The organism is Nonomuraea turkmeniaca (assembly GCF_005889735.1).
GTDB classification, from domain to species: Bacteria; Actinomycetota; Actinomycetes; order Streptosporangiales; family Streptosporangiaceae; genus Nonomuraea; species Nonomuraea turkmeniaca.
Genome location: NZ_VCKY01000240.1, coordinates 1 through 16,208, shown reverse-complemented (window position 1 = coordinate 16,208; position 16,208 = coordinate 1). Strand labels below are relative to the sequence as shown.

The 16,208-nt window shown below is 68.5% G+C and carries 15 protein-coding genes, 1 tRNA gene and 1 pseudogene; 12 read left to right on the top strand and 5 right to left on the bottom strand.

Features of this window, described 5'->3' with window-relative positions; all coding sequences use genetic code 11:
• On the bottom strand, positions 1-499 hold a 499-nt coding region (locus ETD86_RS44070; RefSeq protein WP_138672586.1), incomplete at its 3' end, for a MarR family winged helix-turn-helix transcriptional regulator.
• A 57-nt stretch (positions 500-556) separates the two neighbouring features.
• Between ETD86_RS44070 and ETD86_RS44065 the strand changes: the two genes are divergently transcribed.
• The 4 genes from ETD86_RS44065 to ETD86_RS44050 are packed head-to-tail and all read left to right on the top strand — an operon-like array spanning position 557 to position 4,383.
• Positions 557-1,327 carry a trans-aconitate 2-methyltransferase gene (locus ETD86_RS44065; protein WP_246149213.1) on the top strand — a complete coding sequence of 257 codons (771 nt, stop codon included), beginning with the start codon at positions 557-559 and terminating at the stop codon, positions 1,325-1,327.
• A complete protein-coding gene (locus ETD86_RS44060; RefSeq protein ID WP_138672585.1) occupies positions 1,324-1,671 on the top strand; it encodes a VOC family protein in 348 nt (115 codons plus the stop codon). The genes ETD86_RS44065 and ETD86_RS44060 overlap by 4 nt, the downstream gene beginning before the upstream one ends.
• 52 nt (positions 1,672-1,723) lie before the next feature.
• Complete coding sequence (locus ETD86_RS44055; RefSeq protein ID WP_138672584.1) at positions 1,724-3,211, top strand: CYTH and CHAD domain-containing protein; 1,488 nt, start codon at positions 1,724-1,726, stop codon at positions 3,209-3,211.
• On the top strand, positions 3,208-4,383 hold the full coding sequence (locus ETD86_RS44050) for a cytochrome P450 (RefSeq protein ID WP_138672583.1): 1,176 nt from the start codon (positions 3,208-3,210) through the stop codon (positions 4,381-4,383). Before ETD86_RS44055 ends, ETD86_RS44050 begins: the two co-directional genes overlap by 4 nt.
• A 13-nt stretch (positions 4,384-4,396) precedes the next feature.
• On the opposite strand, the gene ETD86_RS44045 is transcribed toward ETD86_RS44050, so the two are convergent.
• From ETD86_RS44045 to ETD86_RS44030, 4 genes are all read right to left on the bottom strand, one after another.
• On the bottom strand, positions 4,397-5,239 hold the full coding sequence (locus tag ETD86_RS44045; RefSeq protein WP_246149208.1) for an NUDIX hydrolase: 843 nt from the start codon (positions 5,237-5,239) through the stop codon (positions 4,397-4,399).
• Positions 5,232-7,292, bottom strand: coding sequence for an RNA degradosome polyphosphate kinase (locus tag ETD86_RS44040; RefSeq protein ID WP_138672582.1), 2,061 nt, complete (start codon positions 7,290-7,292; stop codon positions 5,232-5,234). Before ETD86_RS44040 ends, ETD86_RS44045 begins: the two co-directional genes overlap by 8 nt.
• A gap of 109 nt (positions 7,293-7,401) precedes the next feature.
• Positions 7,402-8,271: a TetR/AcrR family transcriptional regulator gene (locus ETD86_RS44035; protein WP_246149215.1), complete on the bottom strand. Its 870-nt coding sequence runs from the start codon at positions 8,269-8,271 to the stop codon at positions 7,402-7,404.
• A 79-nt stretch (positions 8,272-8,350) separates the two neighbouring features.
• Positions 8,351-9,289, bottom strand: a complete 939-nt coding sequence (locus ETD86_RS44030) for an acyl-CoA desaturase (protein ID WP_138672581.1) — start codon at positions 9,287-9,289, stop codon at positions 8,351-8,353.
• 278 nt (positions 9,290-9,567) lie between these two features.
• Between ETD86_RS44030 and ETD86_RS44025 the strand changes: the two genes are divergently transcribed.
• The 8 genes and pseudogenes from ETD86_RS44025 to ETD86_RS43990 all read left to right on the top strand — a co-directional run.
• Positions 9,568-9,639: transfer RNA gene (locus tag ETD86_RS44025), tRNA-Gln, on the top strand.
• Positions 9,640-9,764: 125 nt separating this feature from the next.
• Positions 9,765-11,213 (top strand): bifunctional UDP-N-acetylglucosamine diphosphorylase/glucosamine-1-phosphate N-acetyltransferase GlmU, encoded by a 1,449-nt coding sequence (glmU, locus tag ETD86_RS44020; protein ID WP_138672580.1) that lies wholly within the window; start codon positions 9,765-9,767, stop codon positions 11,211-11,213.
• Positions 11,214-11,277: 64 nt separating this feature from the next.
• Entirely contained in the window at positions 11,278-12,255 is a 978-nt protein-coding gene (locus ETD86_RS44015; protein WP_138672579.1) for a ribose-phosphate diphosphokinase, read from the top strand.
• Between the two features lie 162 nt (positions 12,256-12,417).
• Complete coding sequence (locus tag ETD86_RS44010) at positions 12,418-13,041, top strand: 50S ribosomal protein L25/general stress protein Ctc (RefSeq protein WP_138672578.1); 624 nt, start codon at positions 12,418-12,420, stop codon at positions 13,039-13,041.
• Between the two features lie 60 nt (positions 13,042-13,101).
• A complete protein-coding gene (pth, locus tag ETD86_RS44005; RefSeq protein ID WP_138672577.1) occupies positions 13,102-13,686 on the top strand; it encodes an aminoacyl-tRNA hydrolase in 585 nt (194 codons plus the stop codon).
• A 109-nt stretch (positions 13,687-13,795) separates the two neighbouring features.
• Positions 13,796-15,226, top strand: a complete 1,431-nt coding sequence (locus ETD86_RS44000; RefSeq protein WP_138672587.1) for a sugar transferase — start codon at positions 13,796-13,798, stop codon at positions 15,224-15,226.
• Positions 15,226-16,050 carry a 3'(2'),5'-bisphosphate nucleotidase CysQ gene (locus ETD86_RS43995; RefSeq protein WP_211370691.1) on the top strand — a complete coding sequence of 275 codons (825 nt, stop codon included), beginning with the start codon at positions 15,226-15,228 and terminating at the stop codon, positions 16,048-16,050. Before ETD86_RS44000 ends, ETD86_RS43995 begins: the two co-directional genes overlap by 1 nt.
• Before the next feature lie 19 nt (positions 16,051-16,069).
• Positions 16,070-16,208: pseudogene (locus ETD86_RS43990) on the top strand (sulfate adenylyltransferase subunit CysD); the annotation flags it as partial.

Genomic DNA, 16,208 nt, shown 5'->3' with positions numbered 1-16,208 from the left:
GGGAATCGAAGGGGGCGAGGAGCATGCGGAGGAGGGACGCGAGGGAGCGCTGATCGTCCAGGCCGAGCCCCGACAGGAGATCACGTTCCCGCCGCAGCAGGTCGGCGAAGGCGGCGTCGACGCGGGCCAGTCCCGTGTCCGTCAGGGACACGAGCACGCCGCGCCGATCCTCGGGATCGGGCCGCCGCCGGACCAGCCCCGCCTGGGCGAGGCGGTCGATGCGGTTGGTCATGGTCCCCGAGGTGACCAGGGTGGCGCGGAGCAGCGCCCCGGGGCTGAGCTCGTACGGCTTCCCGGCCCGCCGCAGTGCCGTCAGCACGTCGAACTCCCAGGGCTCCAGATCGTGCTCGGCGAACGCGGCCCGCCGCGCCCGGTCGAGATGCTTGGCGAGTCGTGACACTCTAGAGAGCACCTGGAGTGGCTCGACGTCGAGGTCGGGGCGTTCCGTTCGCCAAGCCGCGACGAGTCGGTCGACCTCGTCTCTCGCATCCTCCGTCATGACACAGCAGTGTACTGTCTTGACATCGAGATATCTCTCTCGATATCAATTATCTTCATGTCAAGAGATATGTGGGACCCGGTGACCTACGCGGTCTACGCGGACGAGCGGTCGCGGCCGTTCATCGAGCTGATCTCCAGAGTGGGGGCGGTCGATCCCGATTATGTCGTGGACGCCGGCTGCGGCAGTGGTGAGCTCACCGTCGAGCTGGGCAATCGCTGGCCCAACGCGACGATCGAGGGCTTCGACGCCTCACCCGCGATGATCACCAAGGCGCGTCAGCTGAAGACCTCCGCCAGGTTCGCGGTCGCCGACGTGGCCACCTGGCGGCCGGACCGGCCGATGGATGTGATCATCTCCAACGCCGTCCTGCAGTGGGTGCCCGCGCACCGCGACGTGCTGGAGCACTGGATGGAGGAGTTGGCCTCGGGCGGCTGGCTGGCCTTCCAGGTGCCGGGCAACTTCGACGCGCCGAGTCACGTCGCGATCCGCGAGCTGTGCGCTTCCCGGGCCTGGTCCGACAAGCTCAGCGACGTCATCAGGGGGCACCCGGTCGACGACCCCGCCGAATACCTGGACCTGCTCAACCAGGGCGGCACCCAGGTGGACGCCTGGGAGACGACGTACGTGCACGTGCTCCAGGGCGAGAACCCGGTGCTGGACTGGGTCTCCGGCACCGCCCTGCGCCCGATATTCGACCGGCTGGACCCGGACGAGCAGCGACGCTTCAAGGCTGACCTGGCCGGGCGGCTGGCCGAGGCGTATCCGGCCAGGCGCTACGGCACACCGTTCCCGTTCAGGCGGATCTTCGTGGTTGCGCAGAAATGATCACAGCGCTGCATCACGTTCAGCTCGCCGCGCCCAGAGGCAGCGAGCCGCTCTTACGGGAGTTCTACGCGGGCGTGCTGGGCCTGCGGGAGGTGCCCAAGCCGCCTGAGCTGGCCGGCCGAGGCGGCGTGTGGTTCCGTGGCGACGGCGTAGAGATCCATCTCGGCATCGAGGACGATTTCCGCCCCGCGCGCAAGGCCCATCCCGCCTTCCTGGTGGACGACCTCGACGCCTTCCGCACCCGCCTGCCGGATGCGATCGCCGACGACCTGTTTCCCGGATATCGGCGAATCTACGTCTCCGACCCGGTCGGCAACAGAATCGAACTCATGCAACTCGTGTGATGTTCACCTGATGGTGGCATCATTGTCCGAAATCGGACACTTGTGAGGTCTAGTGGGCATCGAGATCGAGGACAAATTCGACGTTCCCCAGGAATACGCGATCCCCAATTTGAGCGGTCTGGCCGACGTCGAGGGCCCGAGAAGCTACCAGCTCGTGGCCCTTTACTATGACACGCCTGATCTGCGGCTGGCCGCCCGAGGCGTCACGCTCAGACGACGACGAGGTGGCCACGACGCCGGCTGGCACCTGAAACTGCCCAAGGCCAAGGGCGTGCGGCAGGAGATCACTCATCCGCTCACCCGCAGCACCAAGATCGTGCCTCCGGAACTGGCCGAACTCGTCCGCGCCTACACCCGGGGCGCCGATCTCCAGGTGGTCGCCGAATTGGACACCCGCAGGAGCGTCACGGTCCTGCACGACGGCGAGACCCGGCTGGTCGAGATCGCCGACGACCGCGTCAAAGGCACCGTCTATCCGCGCGAATCAGCCGAGGAAAGAGTCGTGCGATGGCGTGAGGTCGAGGCCGAACTGCTCGACGACAGCCGGCAGGCGCTGCTGGCCAAGGTCGGCAAGCGGCTCAGGAAGGCCGGCGCCACCGCTTCCGAGGCCACCAGCAAGCTCGCCAAGCTCCTCGAACCCACCCCTCCGGCCAAGGCCCGCACCGCGCCGGGCTCCGCGGGTGAGATCGTCGTCGACTACCTGGCGAGCCAGGTCAACGCACTGCTGTCCCAGGACCCCCGGGTACGCCGGGCCGAGGACGACGCCGTGCACCAGATGCGCGTGGCATGCCGCCGGCTGCGGAGCGCGATGAAGGCGTTCAAGACCGTGGTCGTCGACACCGAACAGCTCCAGGAGGAGCTGCAGTGGCTCGGCAACGTGCTCGGTGAGGCCCGCGACCTGGAGGTGACCAGGGCCAGGTTCACCAAGCTGCTCGCGCGCGTGGCCCCAGAGCTGATCATCGGTCCGATCCACACCAGGCTCGGCACGGACCTCCTCACCCGCGAGCAGGAGGCGTACGTCCGGATCAAGGAAGCGCTCAGCGGCGACCGCTACTACGCCCTGCTCAACGCGCTCGACGACCTCGTCGCCGAGCCGAAGCTGGGCAAGGCGGCGGCCAAGCCGGCACAGGAGCGGCTCAGCGCCATCGCGGCGGCCGGCTGGAACCGGGTGACCAGGGCGTACGACTCCGCCCAGGCCATCGAGGACCTCGAACGCCGCGAGATCGCCATGCACGACGTGCGCAAGGCGGCCAAACGCGCTCGATACACCGCTGAAGCGCTGGCCCCCACCCTCGGCAAGGACATGGCCAAGCTGGCTAAGCTGGCCGAGGACATCCAGGAAGTACTGGGGACGCACCAGGACGGCGTGGTCGCGCAGGAGACGTTGGCGAAGGAGGCGGAGAGCGCCCGTCAGGCAGGTGAGGACACGTTCACCTACGGGCTGCTGGTCGGGATAGAACGGAACATCGCAGAACGGGCACACGCCGACTTCCCCAGGGTATGGGCGGAAACTGTCAAAGCAGTGGGGAAGCTTCTATGAGCAATCTTCCGGTCATTCCCTTCGAACGCAGCGACCTGCTCGACGTGCCCCCGGCCTACCGGGAGCTCCGGGTCAAGGAGGGCATCGCCAAGGTACGCACCCGGATGGGTGACGAGGTCTGGCTCGTCAGCGGCTACGAGGACGCCCGCCAGTTGTTCAACGACAGCCGGTTGGGGCGTTCCCATCCGGAGCCTGAAAAGGCCGCGCGACTGTCGAGCTCGGCCCTGCTCGGCGGCCCGCAGGGCGACATCGCCACGGAGAAGGCCGAGCACGACCGCATGCGCAAGCTGTTCGTGCCGGCGTTCTCGGCCCGGCGCATGAAGGCGCTCTCCGAGCACGTGGGCTCGCTGGTGGATGAGCGGCTCGACCACCTCGCCAAGCCGGCGCCGCCGGCGGACCTGCACGCCGAGCTGTCCTTCCCGCTCCCGGTGCTGGTCATCTGCCAGTTGCTCGGCGTGCCGTACGAGGACAGGGATTACTTCGGCGGCGTGTCGGAGCGCATGGGCGACATGCTCGACCCGGACAAGAGCATGGCCGCCAGGGAAGAGCTCAGCACCTACATGGCGGGCCTGATCGAGCGCAAGCGGCACGAGCCGGCCGAGGACGTGCTGTCCGACCTGGCCGGCGAGCTCGACGACGACGGCAAGATCGCGGAGCTGGCCGGCGCGCTGCTGTTCGCCGGTCACGAGACCACGGTCAACCGCATCGACTACGGCGTGCTGCTCCTGCTCGCCAACCCGGACCAGCTCGACCTGCTCAAGGCCGATCCGGGACTGGCGCCTGGCGCGGTCGAGGAGATCCTCCGCATGACCGTGACGAGCCTGCACGGCCTGCCCAGGTACGCCCACGAGGACATTGAGATCGGCGGCCGCACCATCCACAGGGGCGAGGCGGTCGTGATCACTCCCGGTGCGGCCAACCGGGACGAGCGGATCTATCCCGATCCGGACGTGTTCGACATCCGCCGTCCGCAGACCGACCCGCACCTGAGCTTCGGGTACGGGCCGCGCTTCTGCATCGGCGCCAGCCTGGCCAGGGTCGAGCTGGTGGCCGTGTTCAGCAGGTTGTTCCAGCGCTTCCCCGGGCTGCGGCTGGCCGTCCCCATGGAGGAGTTGCCGCGCAGCAGGGGGAGGATCGCCGACGGGTTCGCGAAACTGCCCGTCACCTGGTGACCCTGATGATCGATCAGGCGGCGTAGCGCTCCACGCTCACGACCCGCCCGGCCGTCTTGTGCAGCACGGCGAACGCGCCCTTGCGCAGGTGCACGTTCTTGCCGCTGAGCGTCTGGATCAGCTCAGGCAGCACCTTGCCGTGGCTGCACACGGCGGCGGGCACCGTGAGGTCCCCGACCAGGGCCGGCGTCTTGTGCGGGTCCTGACTCTCCTCGCTGAGCAGCGGCTCGATCCTGATCTCGCCGCCGTAAGCGTCACCGTACGGCTCTAACGTCTGCACGCAGCGCGCGCTGGGCGAGCTCATCAGCACCTCTGGCCGGTAGGCGGGCAGCGCGGTGGCCAGCGTGGCCGCCTGGGAGCGGCCGTCGGTGTCCAGCGGCCGCAGCGCGTCGTCGCCGGTCCACTCGTTCCTGGAGCCGGCCGAGCCGTGCCGGACGAGGACGAGGGGCACGGTCTCGAGCGGCGCCACCGCCAGGGCCCGCAGCAGTCCCGCGTCCCATTCGTACGACATCAGCCTCTTGGCCTCTTCCAGCGGCAACCAGCGCAGCTCGTCCACCTCCTCGCCGGGCGCGAACCCGTCGTCGGCGACCGCCTGGGCCGTCCAGTAGTCGACCCGCTTGAGCCGGCCCCTGCTGATGTAGTGGACGGGCGGCAGGGCACGGCCGAGCGCGACGGTCATGCCGGTCTCCTCGCGCACCTCACGGAGGCCCGCCGCGATCACGTGCTCCCCGGTCTTCAGCTTGCCCTTGGGGAAGGTCCAGTCGTCGTAGGCGGGGCGGTGAATGACAGCGACCTCGGGGCTGCTCTCGGCACCCCTCCAGACCACGGCTCCGGCGGCGCGGAGCAGGTCAGTCATCAACGGTCCTCCAGCGGCGCGTGCCGATGAGATGGCTCTGCAGGTCCTCGCCGGCGTGGCGGGCCCACGTGCCATCGGAGTTGAGCCACCACGCGTTCGTGGTCTCGGCCATGGCCTTGTCCATCAGCTCGATGAGGTAGGCCTTGTGCTGCTGCGACGTCACCTTGACGAGGGCTTCGACGCGGCGATCGATGTTCCTGCGCATGAGGTCGGCGCTGCCGATCCAGACCTCGGGCCGCCGGCCCAGGCCGAACTCGTACACGCGGGAGTGCTCCAGGAAGCGCCCCAGAATTGACCTTACGCGGATATTTTCCGACAGGTCCGGGATGCCGGGCCTGAGGATGCAGATGCCGCGTACCCACAGATCCACCGGCACGCCCGCCCTGGACGCCCGGTAGAGCGCGTCGATGATCGGCTCGTCCACCAGCGAGTTGGTCTTGATCCGGATCCTGGCGGGACGTCCGGCCTGCTGGTGGGCGATCTCCCGCTCGATCCTGGCCACGAGCCCGCTGCGCATGGAGTGCGGCGCGACCAGCAGCCTGCGGTAGGCGGAGTGGTTGGAGTAGCCGGTCAGGTGGATGAACAGGTCGGTGACGTCCTCCCCGACCAGCGGGTCCGCCGTGAGCAGGCCGAAGTCCTCGTACTGCCGGGCGGTCTTGGGGTTGTAGTTGCCGGTGCCGATGTGGCAGTAGCGGCGCAGCTCGCCCGAGGGCTCCTGGCGGACGACGAGCGCGAGCTTGCAGTGGGTCTTCAGCCCGACCACGCCGTAGACGACGTGGCAGCCGGCGCGCTCCAGTTTCCTGGCCCAGGAGATGTTGGCGTGCTCGTCGAAGCGCGCCTTGATCTCCACGACCACCACGACCTGCTTGCCCGCCTCGGCCGCGTCGATCAGAGCGTCCACGATGGGGGAGTCGCCGCTGGTCCGGTAGAGGGTCTGCTTGATCGCCAGCACCCTGGGGTCGGCCGCGGCCACCTCGATGAACTGCTGCACACTGGTGGAGAACGAGTCGTACGGGTGGTGCAGCAGCACGTCACGCTCGCGCAGCACCGAGAAGAGGTCGTCCTCGGCGCTGATCACCTCGGCCGGCACGAACGGGCGGTAGCTGAGCTCGCCACGCTCCAGGTCGGCGATGGCGTGCAGGCCGGACAGGTCGAGCGGCCCGGGCAGGCGGTAGATCTCGTGCGGCGCCAGCTCCAGCTCCTCCACGAGCGGGGCCAGCACCTCAGGCGTGATCGTGTTCTCGACCTCCAGCCGGACGGGCGGGCCGAAACGCCGTTTGAGCAGCTCCTTCTCCAGCGCCTGCATGAGGTTCTCGGTGACGTCCTCGTCGACGTCGAGGTCCTCGTTCCTGGTGACGCGGAAGACGTGGTGCTGGAGGATCTCCATGCCCTTGAAGAGCTGCCCCAGGTGGGCCGCGATCACGTCCTCGAGCGGGACGAACCGGTCCTTGGACGCCGGTACGAACCGCGGCAGCTGCGAGGGGACCTTGACCCGCGCGAAGACCGTGTGATCGGTCGCCGGGTTACGCACCAGGACGGCCAGGTTCAGGCTCAGCCCGGAGATATAGGGAAACGGGTGTGCGGGGTCCACGGCCAGCGGCGTCAGCACCGGCCTGATCCGCTCCCTGAAGAGCTTGCGCAGCTCCGTGCGCTCCTCGCGGCCCAGGTCCTCCCACCGGACGATCTCGATGCCCTCGCCCGCCAGCTCCGGGGAGATCTTGTCGTGGAACACCGCCGCGTGCCGCCTGGCCAGGTCGTCCGCGATCCCCGCGATCCTGACCAGCTCCTCGCGCGGCTTCAGCCCGCTCTTGGTCCGCAGCAGCAAGCCCGTCGCCATACGCCGTTTGAGACCCGCCACCCGCACCCGGAAGAACTCGTCCAGGTTGTTCGCGAAGATCGCCAGAAACCGCACCCGCTCGAGCAGCGGGAGCGTAGAGTCCTCGGCCAGCTCCAGCACCCGCTCGTTGAACTGGAGCCAGCTCTCCTCACGGTTGAGGAACCGCTCCTGTGGTAGCGGCAGGTCATTGGCGGATTGCAGTGGTTCGGCGGACATATGACCTATATTGCCCTTATTGGTTGAACAGAACGTTAACGGAGTAGCAACGACACACTCCGGTCGGTCATTCCCGTCCGGCCATTATCGTCAATGACGTTCATGGCGGTCACTCAGACTGATCGACCTGTTCAAGGCGGGCGGCGCGCTCGGCCAGCCTCGCCTCCCGCTGGCGGATCTTGTCCTCGCGCTCGCGGGCCTTCTCCGCCTCCTTCAGCAGCCGCTCGCGCTCCTTCAGCTCGCGCACCCGGGCCTTTTCCGCTTCCCTGAGCTCGCGCTGGTGGATCTTCTCCGCCTCCTTGGCCTCCTTCTCGCGGGCCTTCTCCAGCTCGCGCAGCTCCTTTTCCGTGGGGCGCGGCTTGGGGGGCGTGGACGACTGCTCGCGGGAGATCGCGGTGATCGTGGGGTCGGGGTTGAGCCCGGTCAAGCCGTTCCAGGCCAGGTTGACCAGGTGGGCGGCGACCTCCTCGCGGCCCGGCTTGCGTACGTCCAGCCACCACTGCCCGGTCAGCGCCACCATGCCGACCAGCATCTGCGCGTACATCGGCGCGAGCTTGGGGTCGTAGCCGCGGGCCGCGAACTCGTCGGCCAGGACGTCCTCGACCTGGCTGGCGATCTCGCTGATCAGGCTCGCGAAGGTGCCGGTGCCCGACGCGGCGTGCGAGTCGCGCACCAGGATGCGGAAGCCCTCGCTGCTCTCCTCGATGTACTGCAGCAGCGCCAGCGCGGCGCGCTCCAGCTTGATGAGGGAGTGGGACGCCGCCAGGGCATCCGTGATCATGACGAGGAGTTTTTGCATCTCGCGGTCGACCACGACCGCGTAGACGCCCTCCTTGCCACCGAAATGCTCGTACACCACGGGTTTCGACACCTGTGCGGTAGCTGCGATTTCCTCGATAGAGGTCCCGTCGAACCCCTTCTCCGCGAAGAGAGTGCGACTGATGCGGATCAGCTGCTCTCTTCGCTCGCTACCGGACATACGCCTGCGAGATCGGGGTTCGGTCACGGTTTCCATCATGACGGCCACGGATCCATGACCGTTCATCGGATTATTGTCGTCAGGCAATGCGCTTCGCCGCCAGGCGCTCCGGCGTCGGCCAGCGGACGTCGTACACCCAGCCCAGCTTCTCGAAGATCCGGATCAGCCCGGCGCTCAGGTCGATCTGACCCTTGAGGGCGCCGTGCCGGGCGCAGGTCGGGTCGGAGTGGTGCAGGTTGTGCCACGACTCGCCGAAGGACGGGATGGCCAGCCACCACACGTTGCGGGACTTGTCGCGTACCTGGAAGTCCTCCTCGCCGAAGACATGGCAGATGGAGTTGATCGACCACGTCACGTGGTGCAGGAGGCCGATGCGGACGAGCGTGCCCCAGAACAGCGCGGTCAGCGCGCCCTGCCAGGACCAGGTGATGAGCCCGCCCAGCACGCCGGGCAGCACCATCGAGGCGACCGCGATCGGGCCGAACCACTTGTGCAGCTTCTGGACGTCCTCGTCCTTGCACAGGTCCGGCGCGTACTTCTCCCTGTTGGTGCGCTCGCTCTCGAACAGCCAGCCCATGTGGGCGTAGAGCAGGCCCTTGGCCATGTTCTTGAAGCCAGGGCCGAAACGCCACGGCGAGTGCGGGTCGCCCTCCTTGTCGGAGAACTTGTGGTGCTTGCGGTGCGTGGCCACCCAGTCGAGCACGGACATCTCCAGCGACAGGCTGCCGGCGATGCCCAGCGCGATCTTCAGCGGCCGCTTGGCCTTGAACGAGCCGTGTGTGAAGTAGCGGTGCAGCCCCACGGTGACGCCGAGCCCGGAGACCATGTAGAAGACGAACGCGATCGCGATGTCCGTCCAGCCGAGCCCCCATCCCCACGCGAACGGCACGGCGGCGGCGATCGCGACCAGGGGCAGACCGACGACCAGACCGAAGGTGATCAATTCGGCGCGGGACTTCGGCTCGGGCTCGGAATCGGGCTTCGGGGTGGGTGCGGAGCGCTCGGCGAGAACGGTCATGGGCGACCTCCAACGACATGTATGAGGATGAATGTCCGGTCTACGCAACCGTAACCTACGCCATCGTAAGTAAGGAAGACCTAAGCAGGGATATAAGGAATGTGATGGTTCCCCGAACGAGGTGAGTGGGGTTCGTACCTTGCCGCTTTAGGGACGGTCTGTTATGCGGCGTTCCCGCCGCTACCTGGGAAGATCCGGTGTGGCGGGGAATTACGGGCGCGCACCGGGGTCCGGGCTCGGTATCGTAGGGGTGTGTCGGACGCCACGCGTCCGATCTGTCCCGGATCGTCTAATCGGCAGGACAAGTGGTTTTGGTCCACTTTGTAGGGGTTCGAGTCCTCTTCCGGGAGCTCTGAGGTCATCCCCGGCGGAAATGTCCCGGGTCCGGCCAGGTATCCTCACGGTGTCGGGAGGGTAGCGGTGCGGTAGCCGTACCAAATGCCCTGATCCGTCCAGTCACAGGGAGCCTCAGTCCGTGAGTGTGCCGCGCCCGGCAGCTGTCATCGTCCTCGCCGCGGGCGAGGGCACCCGGATGAAGAGCCAGACCCCGAAGGTTCTGCACGAGCTGTGCGGCCGTGCTTTGGTGGACCACATGCTCGTCGCCGCCCGCGGCCTTCGGCCCGAGCGGCTCATCGTCGTCATCGGCCACGCGCTCGAGCAGGTCGGCGGATACCTCGCCGCCACCAGCCCTGACGCCCGCGCCGTCGTCCAGCGGGAGCAGCGCGGCACCGGGCACGCGGTCCGCACCGTGCTCGAGGAGGTCGGCACGATCTCCGGCACGGTGCTGGTCACGTACGGCGACGTGCCGCTCATGCGTACCGAGACCCTCGCCGCGCTGCTCGAACGGCATGCCGCCGACGGAAACGCGGTCACCGTGCTCACCGCCGAGGTGCCCGACCCGACCGGCTACGGGCGGATCATCCGCGACGAGAGCGGCGCCGTCCTGGAGATCGTCGAGGAGAAGGACGCCACACCGGAGCAGCGTGCCCTCAAGGAGATGAACTCCGGCATCTACGCCTTCGACGGAGAGTTGCTCGCCGACGCCGTCAAGCGCGTGTCCACCGACAACGCCCAGGGCGAGGAATACCTCACCGACGTCCTGTCCATCCTGCGGGGTGACGGCCATCGGGTCGGCGCCTGCGTGGCCGGCGACCACGTCGAGGTCGAGGGTGTCAACGACCGCGTGCAGCTCGCCGCCGCCCGCAAGGTGCTCAACCAGCGCCTGCTGGAGGACCACATGCGGGCCGGTGTCACGATCATCGACCCGGCCAGCACGTGGATCGACGTGGGCGTGCGGATCGCGCCTGACGCCGTGATCCACCCCGGCACGCAGCTGCACGGCGACACCGTCATCGAGACCGGCGCCGAGGTCGGCCCGGCCACCACGCTCACCAGCACCCGCGTCGGCGATCGGGCCGTCGTGCGCAACGCCGTCTGCGACAGCGCCGAGATCGGCCCCGAGGCCAACGTCGGCCCGTACGCCTACCTGCGGCCCGGCACCGTGCTCGGCCGCAAGTCCAAGGCCGGTACGTTCGTCGAGATGAAGAACGCCAAGGTCGGCGACCGTTCCAAGGTGCCGCACCTGACCTACGCGGGCGACGCCACGATCGGCGAGGACGCCAACATCGGCGCCGCCACCGTCTTCGTCAACTACGACGGGGTCAACAAGCACCACACGACGGTGGGCGACGGCGCGTTCGTCGGCTGCGACACCATGCTCGTCGCCCCGGTGACCGTCAACGACGGCGCCTACACGGCCGCGGGCTCGGTGATCGTGGACGAGGTGCCCCCGGGCGCGATCGGCGTGGCCCGAGCACGCCAGCGCAACATCGAGAAATGGGTCTTGCGCAGGCGCGCGGGCACGAAGTCCGCCGCGGCCGCCGAGCGGGCGCTGGCGGGGCAAGAGCAGGAGAAAGAAGCATGACCGAGCTTGTCGAGGGCATCAATGAGCACAGCACCATGGGCATGAGAGCTCCGAAGGAGATCTCATGACCAGCATCAAGCAGCCCGGTGAGAAGAACCTGATGCTCTTCTCCGGGCGGGCCCACCCGGAGTTGGCCGACGAGGTCGCCCGGCACGTCGGCGTCTCACTCACGCCCACCAAGCTGATCGACTTCGCCAACGGCGAGATCTACGCCCGCTACATGGAGTCCGTGCGCGGCTGCGACGCCTTCGTGATCCAGAGCCACACGGCCCCCATCAACAAGTGGATCATGGAGCACCTCATCATGGTCGACGCGCTGAAGCGGGCCTCCGCCAAGCGCATCACCGTGGTCATGCCGTTCTTCGGCTACGCCCGCCAGGACAAGAAGGGCCGCGGCCGCGAGCCCATCACGGCCCGGCTGATGGCCGACATGTTCAAGACCGCGGGCGCCGACCGGCTCATGTCGATCGACCTGCACACGTCCCAGATCCAGGGCTTCTTCGACGGCCCGGTGGACCACCTGTTCGCCATGCCGGTCCTGGAGAGCTACCTGAAGAACAAGCTCGACCTGGAGCACACGACGGTCGTCTCGCCCGACACCGGCCGCGTCCGCCTGTCGGAGCGCTGGGCCGACACGCTGGGCACGCCGCTGGCGTTCATCCACAAGCGCCGCGACCTCGACGTGGCCAACCAGGTGAAGGTCAACGAGGTGGTCGGACGCGTACGCGGCCGCACCTGCGTGGTGATCGACGACATGATCGACACCGCGGGCACCATCTGCAAGGCCGCCGACGCCCTCTACGAGCAGGGCGCCACCAACGTGATCACCGCCGCCACCCACGCGGTCTTCTCCGACCCGGCCGTGGACCGGCTGAAGAACTCCAAGATCTCCGAGGTCATCGTCACCAACACGCTGCCGCTGGCGCAGGCCAACAGGTTCGACAAGCTGACGGTCCTGTCCATCGCGCCGCTCATCGCCCGCGCCATCACCGAGGTCTTCAACGACGGCTCGGTGACGAGCCTGTTCGAAGGCGACACGTGAACGACCGGAGCGCGTGAACCGATAGACGCAGCCACTGCGCCGGGCGGCCGGAGGTCGAGCGGCGCTGTAGACTGAACAGGTTGCGCTCGTAACGCCTTCCGCTAGGGCGGGTGAGGGTGAGCGCGCACCACACCGATTCCCGATGCATCCCTAGGAGATGTCGTGTCTGAAGTACGTATCGCCGCCGAGCCGCGCACCGCGTTCGGCAAGGGCGCCGCTCGCAAGATCCGCCGCGCCGACAAGGTGCCCGCCGTCCTCTACGGGCACGGCATCGACCCCAAGCACCTGACCCTGCCGGGCCACGAGGTGCTGCTCGCCCTCCGCACGCCCAATGTGCTGATCCGCCTCAAGGGTGACGGCGTGGACGAGCTGGCCCTGCCCAAGGGCGTGCAGCGCGACCCGATCAAGGGCTTCGTCGAGCACGTCGACCTGCTCCTGGTCAAGCGCGGCGAGAAGGTCACCGTCGAGATCCCGGTCACCACCGTCGGCGACGTCCACTCCGACGGTCTGCTCGACCAGCAGCTCGTCCAGGTCGCCGTGGAGGCCGAGGCCACCCACATCCCGACCGGCGTCGAGGTCGACGTCGAGGGCATGGAGATCGGCACCGCCATCACCGCCGCCCAGCTCGTGCTGCCGGAGGGCACCACGCTGGTCGCCGACCCCGAGACCGTCATCCTCCAGGTCAACGCCAAGCCGGTCGAGGCTCCTGAGGGCGAGGAGGCCGCCGAGGCTCCGGCCGCCGAGGCCGCCGCCGAGAGCGAGACCGCCGAGGCCCCGGCCGAGTAACCACCGTGAACGGGGCGGCCGGCACCCGGCCGCCCCGTTTTCGCGATCAAAGGGAAGCGCATGGACCGCTGGCTGATCGCCGGACTGGGCAACCCGGGGCCCGAATACGCCGGCAACCGGCACAACGCCGGATTCATGGTGCTCGACGAGCTGGCCGCCAGGGCGGGCGGGCGGTTCAAGGCGCACAAGAGCCGGGCCGAGGTGTGCGAGACCCGTGCCGCGATCCTGGCCAAGCCGCTGACGTACATGAACCTGTCCGGCGGACCCGTCAAGGCGCTCTCCGATTTCTACAAGATCGGCCCGGACCGGCTCATCGTCGTGCACGACGAGCTCGACGTGCCCTACGGCGCGTTGCGGGCCAAGCTCGCCGGGGGTGACAACGGCCACAACGGCCTCAAGTCGATCACCAAGGTCCTCGGCACCCGCGACTACCTGCGGGTCCGGTTCGGGATCGGGCGCCCGCCCGGCCGCATGGACGCCGCCGCCTTCGTGCTCAAGGACTTCGCCACCGCCGAGCGCAAGGATCTGCCCTTCCTCGTCGACCGGGCAGCCGACGTCGTGGAGTCGCTGATGGCCCGCGGCCTGGAAGCTACACAGAACGAGTACCACCGGGCTGATCTGCACATTTCCGGCCCTCCTCGCTGATTGCCGCATAGGTTCTTTCGCCGGTTCTCCGGTTGACGCGCCGCTACGATGGGTGACCGTCCGCTCGTGGAGGGTCACCTTGGAGGCGTGCGTGCGCGGTGTGGGACTCATGACCGTCGGCCATGTGGTCTCGTGGCGGGGCGGGCCCCGCACACCTGCCTGGATCCGCTCCTACCGCCTGCGTGCCGTGGCCGCCGACCTCTGCGGGGCCGGCATCGGGTCCGCCGTGGCCTTCTTCGTGCGGTTCGGCGGGCTCACGCCGTACGTGCTGCCGTACCTGCTGGTCAGCCTGGCGCTGCCGGTGGTGTGGACGTGCGCGGTGGCGCTGAACCGGGCCTACGAGCCGCGCATGATCGGCGTCGGCTCCGAGGAGTTCCGCAGGATCCTGCAGTGCGGTGTGGCGCTCACCGCCGGCACCGCCATCGGGTCCTACCTGACCAAGACCGACGTCGCCCGTGGCTACGTCGTGCTCGCGCTGCCCCTTGTGACACTGCTCACGCTGGTCTTCAGGCACGCGCTGCGGCGCTCGCTGCACCGGCGCAGGGCGGCGGGTGCGTGCATGCGCAAGGTCGTCGCGGCCGGTCACGCGGCCTCGATCGCCGAGCTGGTCGAGCTGTTCCGCAAGGCGCGTTACCACGGTATGGACGTCGTGGCCGCCTGCGTCCCGCAGGCCGCGCCCGGGGAGTGGGTGGCCGGGGTGCCCGTCGTGGGCGACCTCAGCGACGTGCCGCTGGCGGTGGCCCAGTACGACGCCGACACCGTGGCCGTGCTGGCCTGCCCCGAGATGGACGGGCAGGCGCTGCGGCGGCTGGCCTGGCGGCTGGAGCGCACGCACACCGAGCTCGTGGTCGCCCCCGCGCTGATGGACGTGGCCGGGCCGCGCACCATGATCAGGCCCGCCGCCGGGCTGCCGCTCCTCCACGTGGAGCATCCCGAACTCACCGGGGCCAGGCAGCTGGTCAAGAATGTCTTCGACCGGCTGGTCGCCGTCGGGTTGCTGGCACTGCTGGCGCCCGTGCTGGCCGGGCTCGCGGTGGCCGTACGCGTGACCAGCCCGGGACCCGCGTTGTTCCGGCAGACCCGGGTGGGCAGGGACGGGAAGTTGTTCACGATCCTGAAGTTCCGCACCATGCGGCGCGGCTCCGAGGAGCAGAAGATCACCTTGGTCAGCGACCGCGACGGGGTGCTGTTCAAGATCCGGAACGATCCGCGGGTCACGCCGCTCGGCACGCGGATGCGCCGCCACTCGCTCGACGAGCTGCCCCAGCTCATCAATGTCGTGCGCGGCCACATGTCGCTGGTAGGGCCCCGGCCGCCGCTGCCTGAGGAGGTGGCGCGCTACGGTGACGACGTGCGCAGACGGCTCCTCGTACGTCCTGGGCTGACCGGACTGTGGCAGGTCAGTGGTAGATCTGACCTATCTTGGGAGGAATCCGTACGTCTCGACCTGCGTTACGTGGAGAACTGGTCCCTCACGCTGGACTTGCAGATCCTGTGGAAAACGTGGTCGGCCGTCGCCCGCGGGCAAGGAGCATATTGATGACGATTCGCGACGACCACGCCCTCGCCGCCGACCTGGCGAGCGAGGCGGGCGAACGGCTGCTGCGGATCCGGGAGCGCCTGGGGTTCGGCGACGGGCCCGCGCTCAAGGCGGAGGGCGACCGGGCCTCCCACGTCTTCCTCATGGAGTCCCTGGCCCGGCTGCGGCCCAGCGACAGTGTGCTGTCCGAGGAGGCCACCCGCGAGGAGCGCCTCGACCCGCGCAGGCTCACGGCGGACCGGGTGTGGATCGTGGACCCGCTCGACGGCACCCGGGAGTTTTCGGAGCGGCGAGTAGACCCCGGAAGCGGCAGCTTGCGTGACCGAGACGGGGTCGTGGGCACAGGAGAGGGCAGGGCCGACTGGGCCGTGCACGTGGCGTTGTGGGAGCGCGGGCGGCTGGCCGCCGGAGCCGTCGCGCTGCCCGCCCAGGGCCGCACGCTGACCACCGCCGACCCGCCCAAGCCGCCCGCCTACGACGGCGGCCGCTTCCGCATCGCGGTAAGTCGCACCAGGCCGCCCGAGTTCGTCCAGAAACTCGCCATCCTCGCGGGCGCCGACCTGGTGCCGATCGGCTCCGCCGGGGCGAAGATCTCCGCGGTGCTCACCGGCGAGGTCGAGGCGTACGTGCACGCCGGTGGCCAGTACGAATGGGACTCGGCCGCGCCCGTCGCCGTCGCACTGGCCGCCGGAGCCCACGCGAGCCGAATCGACGGCTCAGAGCTCACCTACAACCAAGCCGACCCGTCACTACCCGATATTCTGGTTTCCCTACCGGAGCTGGCGGCATCCCTGCTCGCCGGGATTCGGGACCTGCACCGCTGAAACGCCGGAGGAAGCATCCATGCTCCAGCGCGACTACACGACGTCGCAGCTTGACGTGCTCGAAGCCGAGGCCATCCACATCATGCGAGAGGTGGCCGCCGAGTTCGAACGTCCGTGTCTGCTCTTCTCCGGGGGCAAGGACTCGATCGTCATGCTCC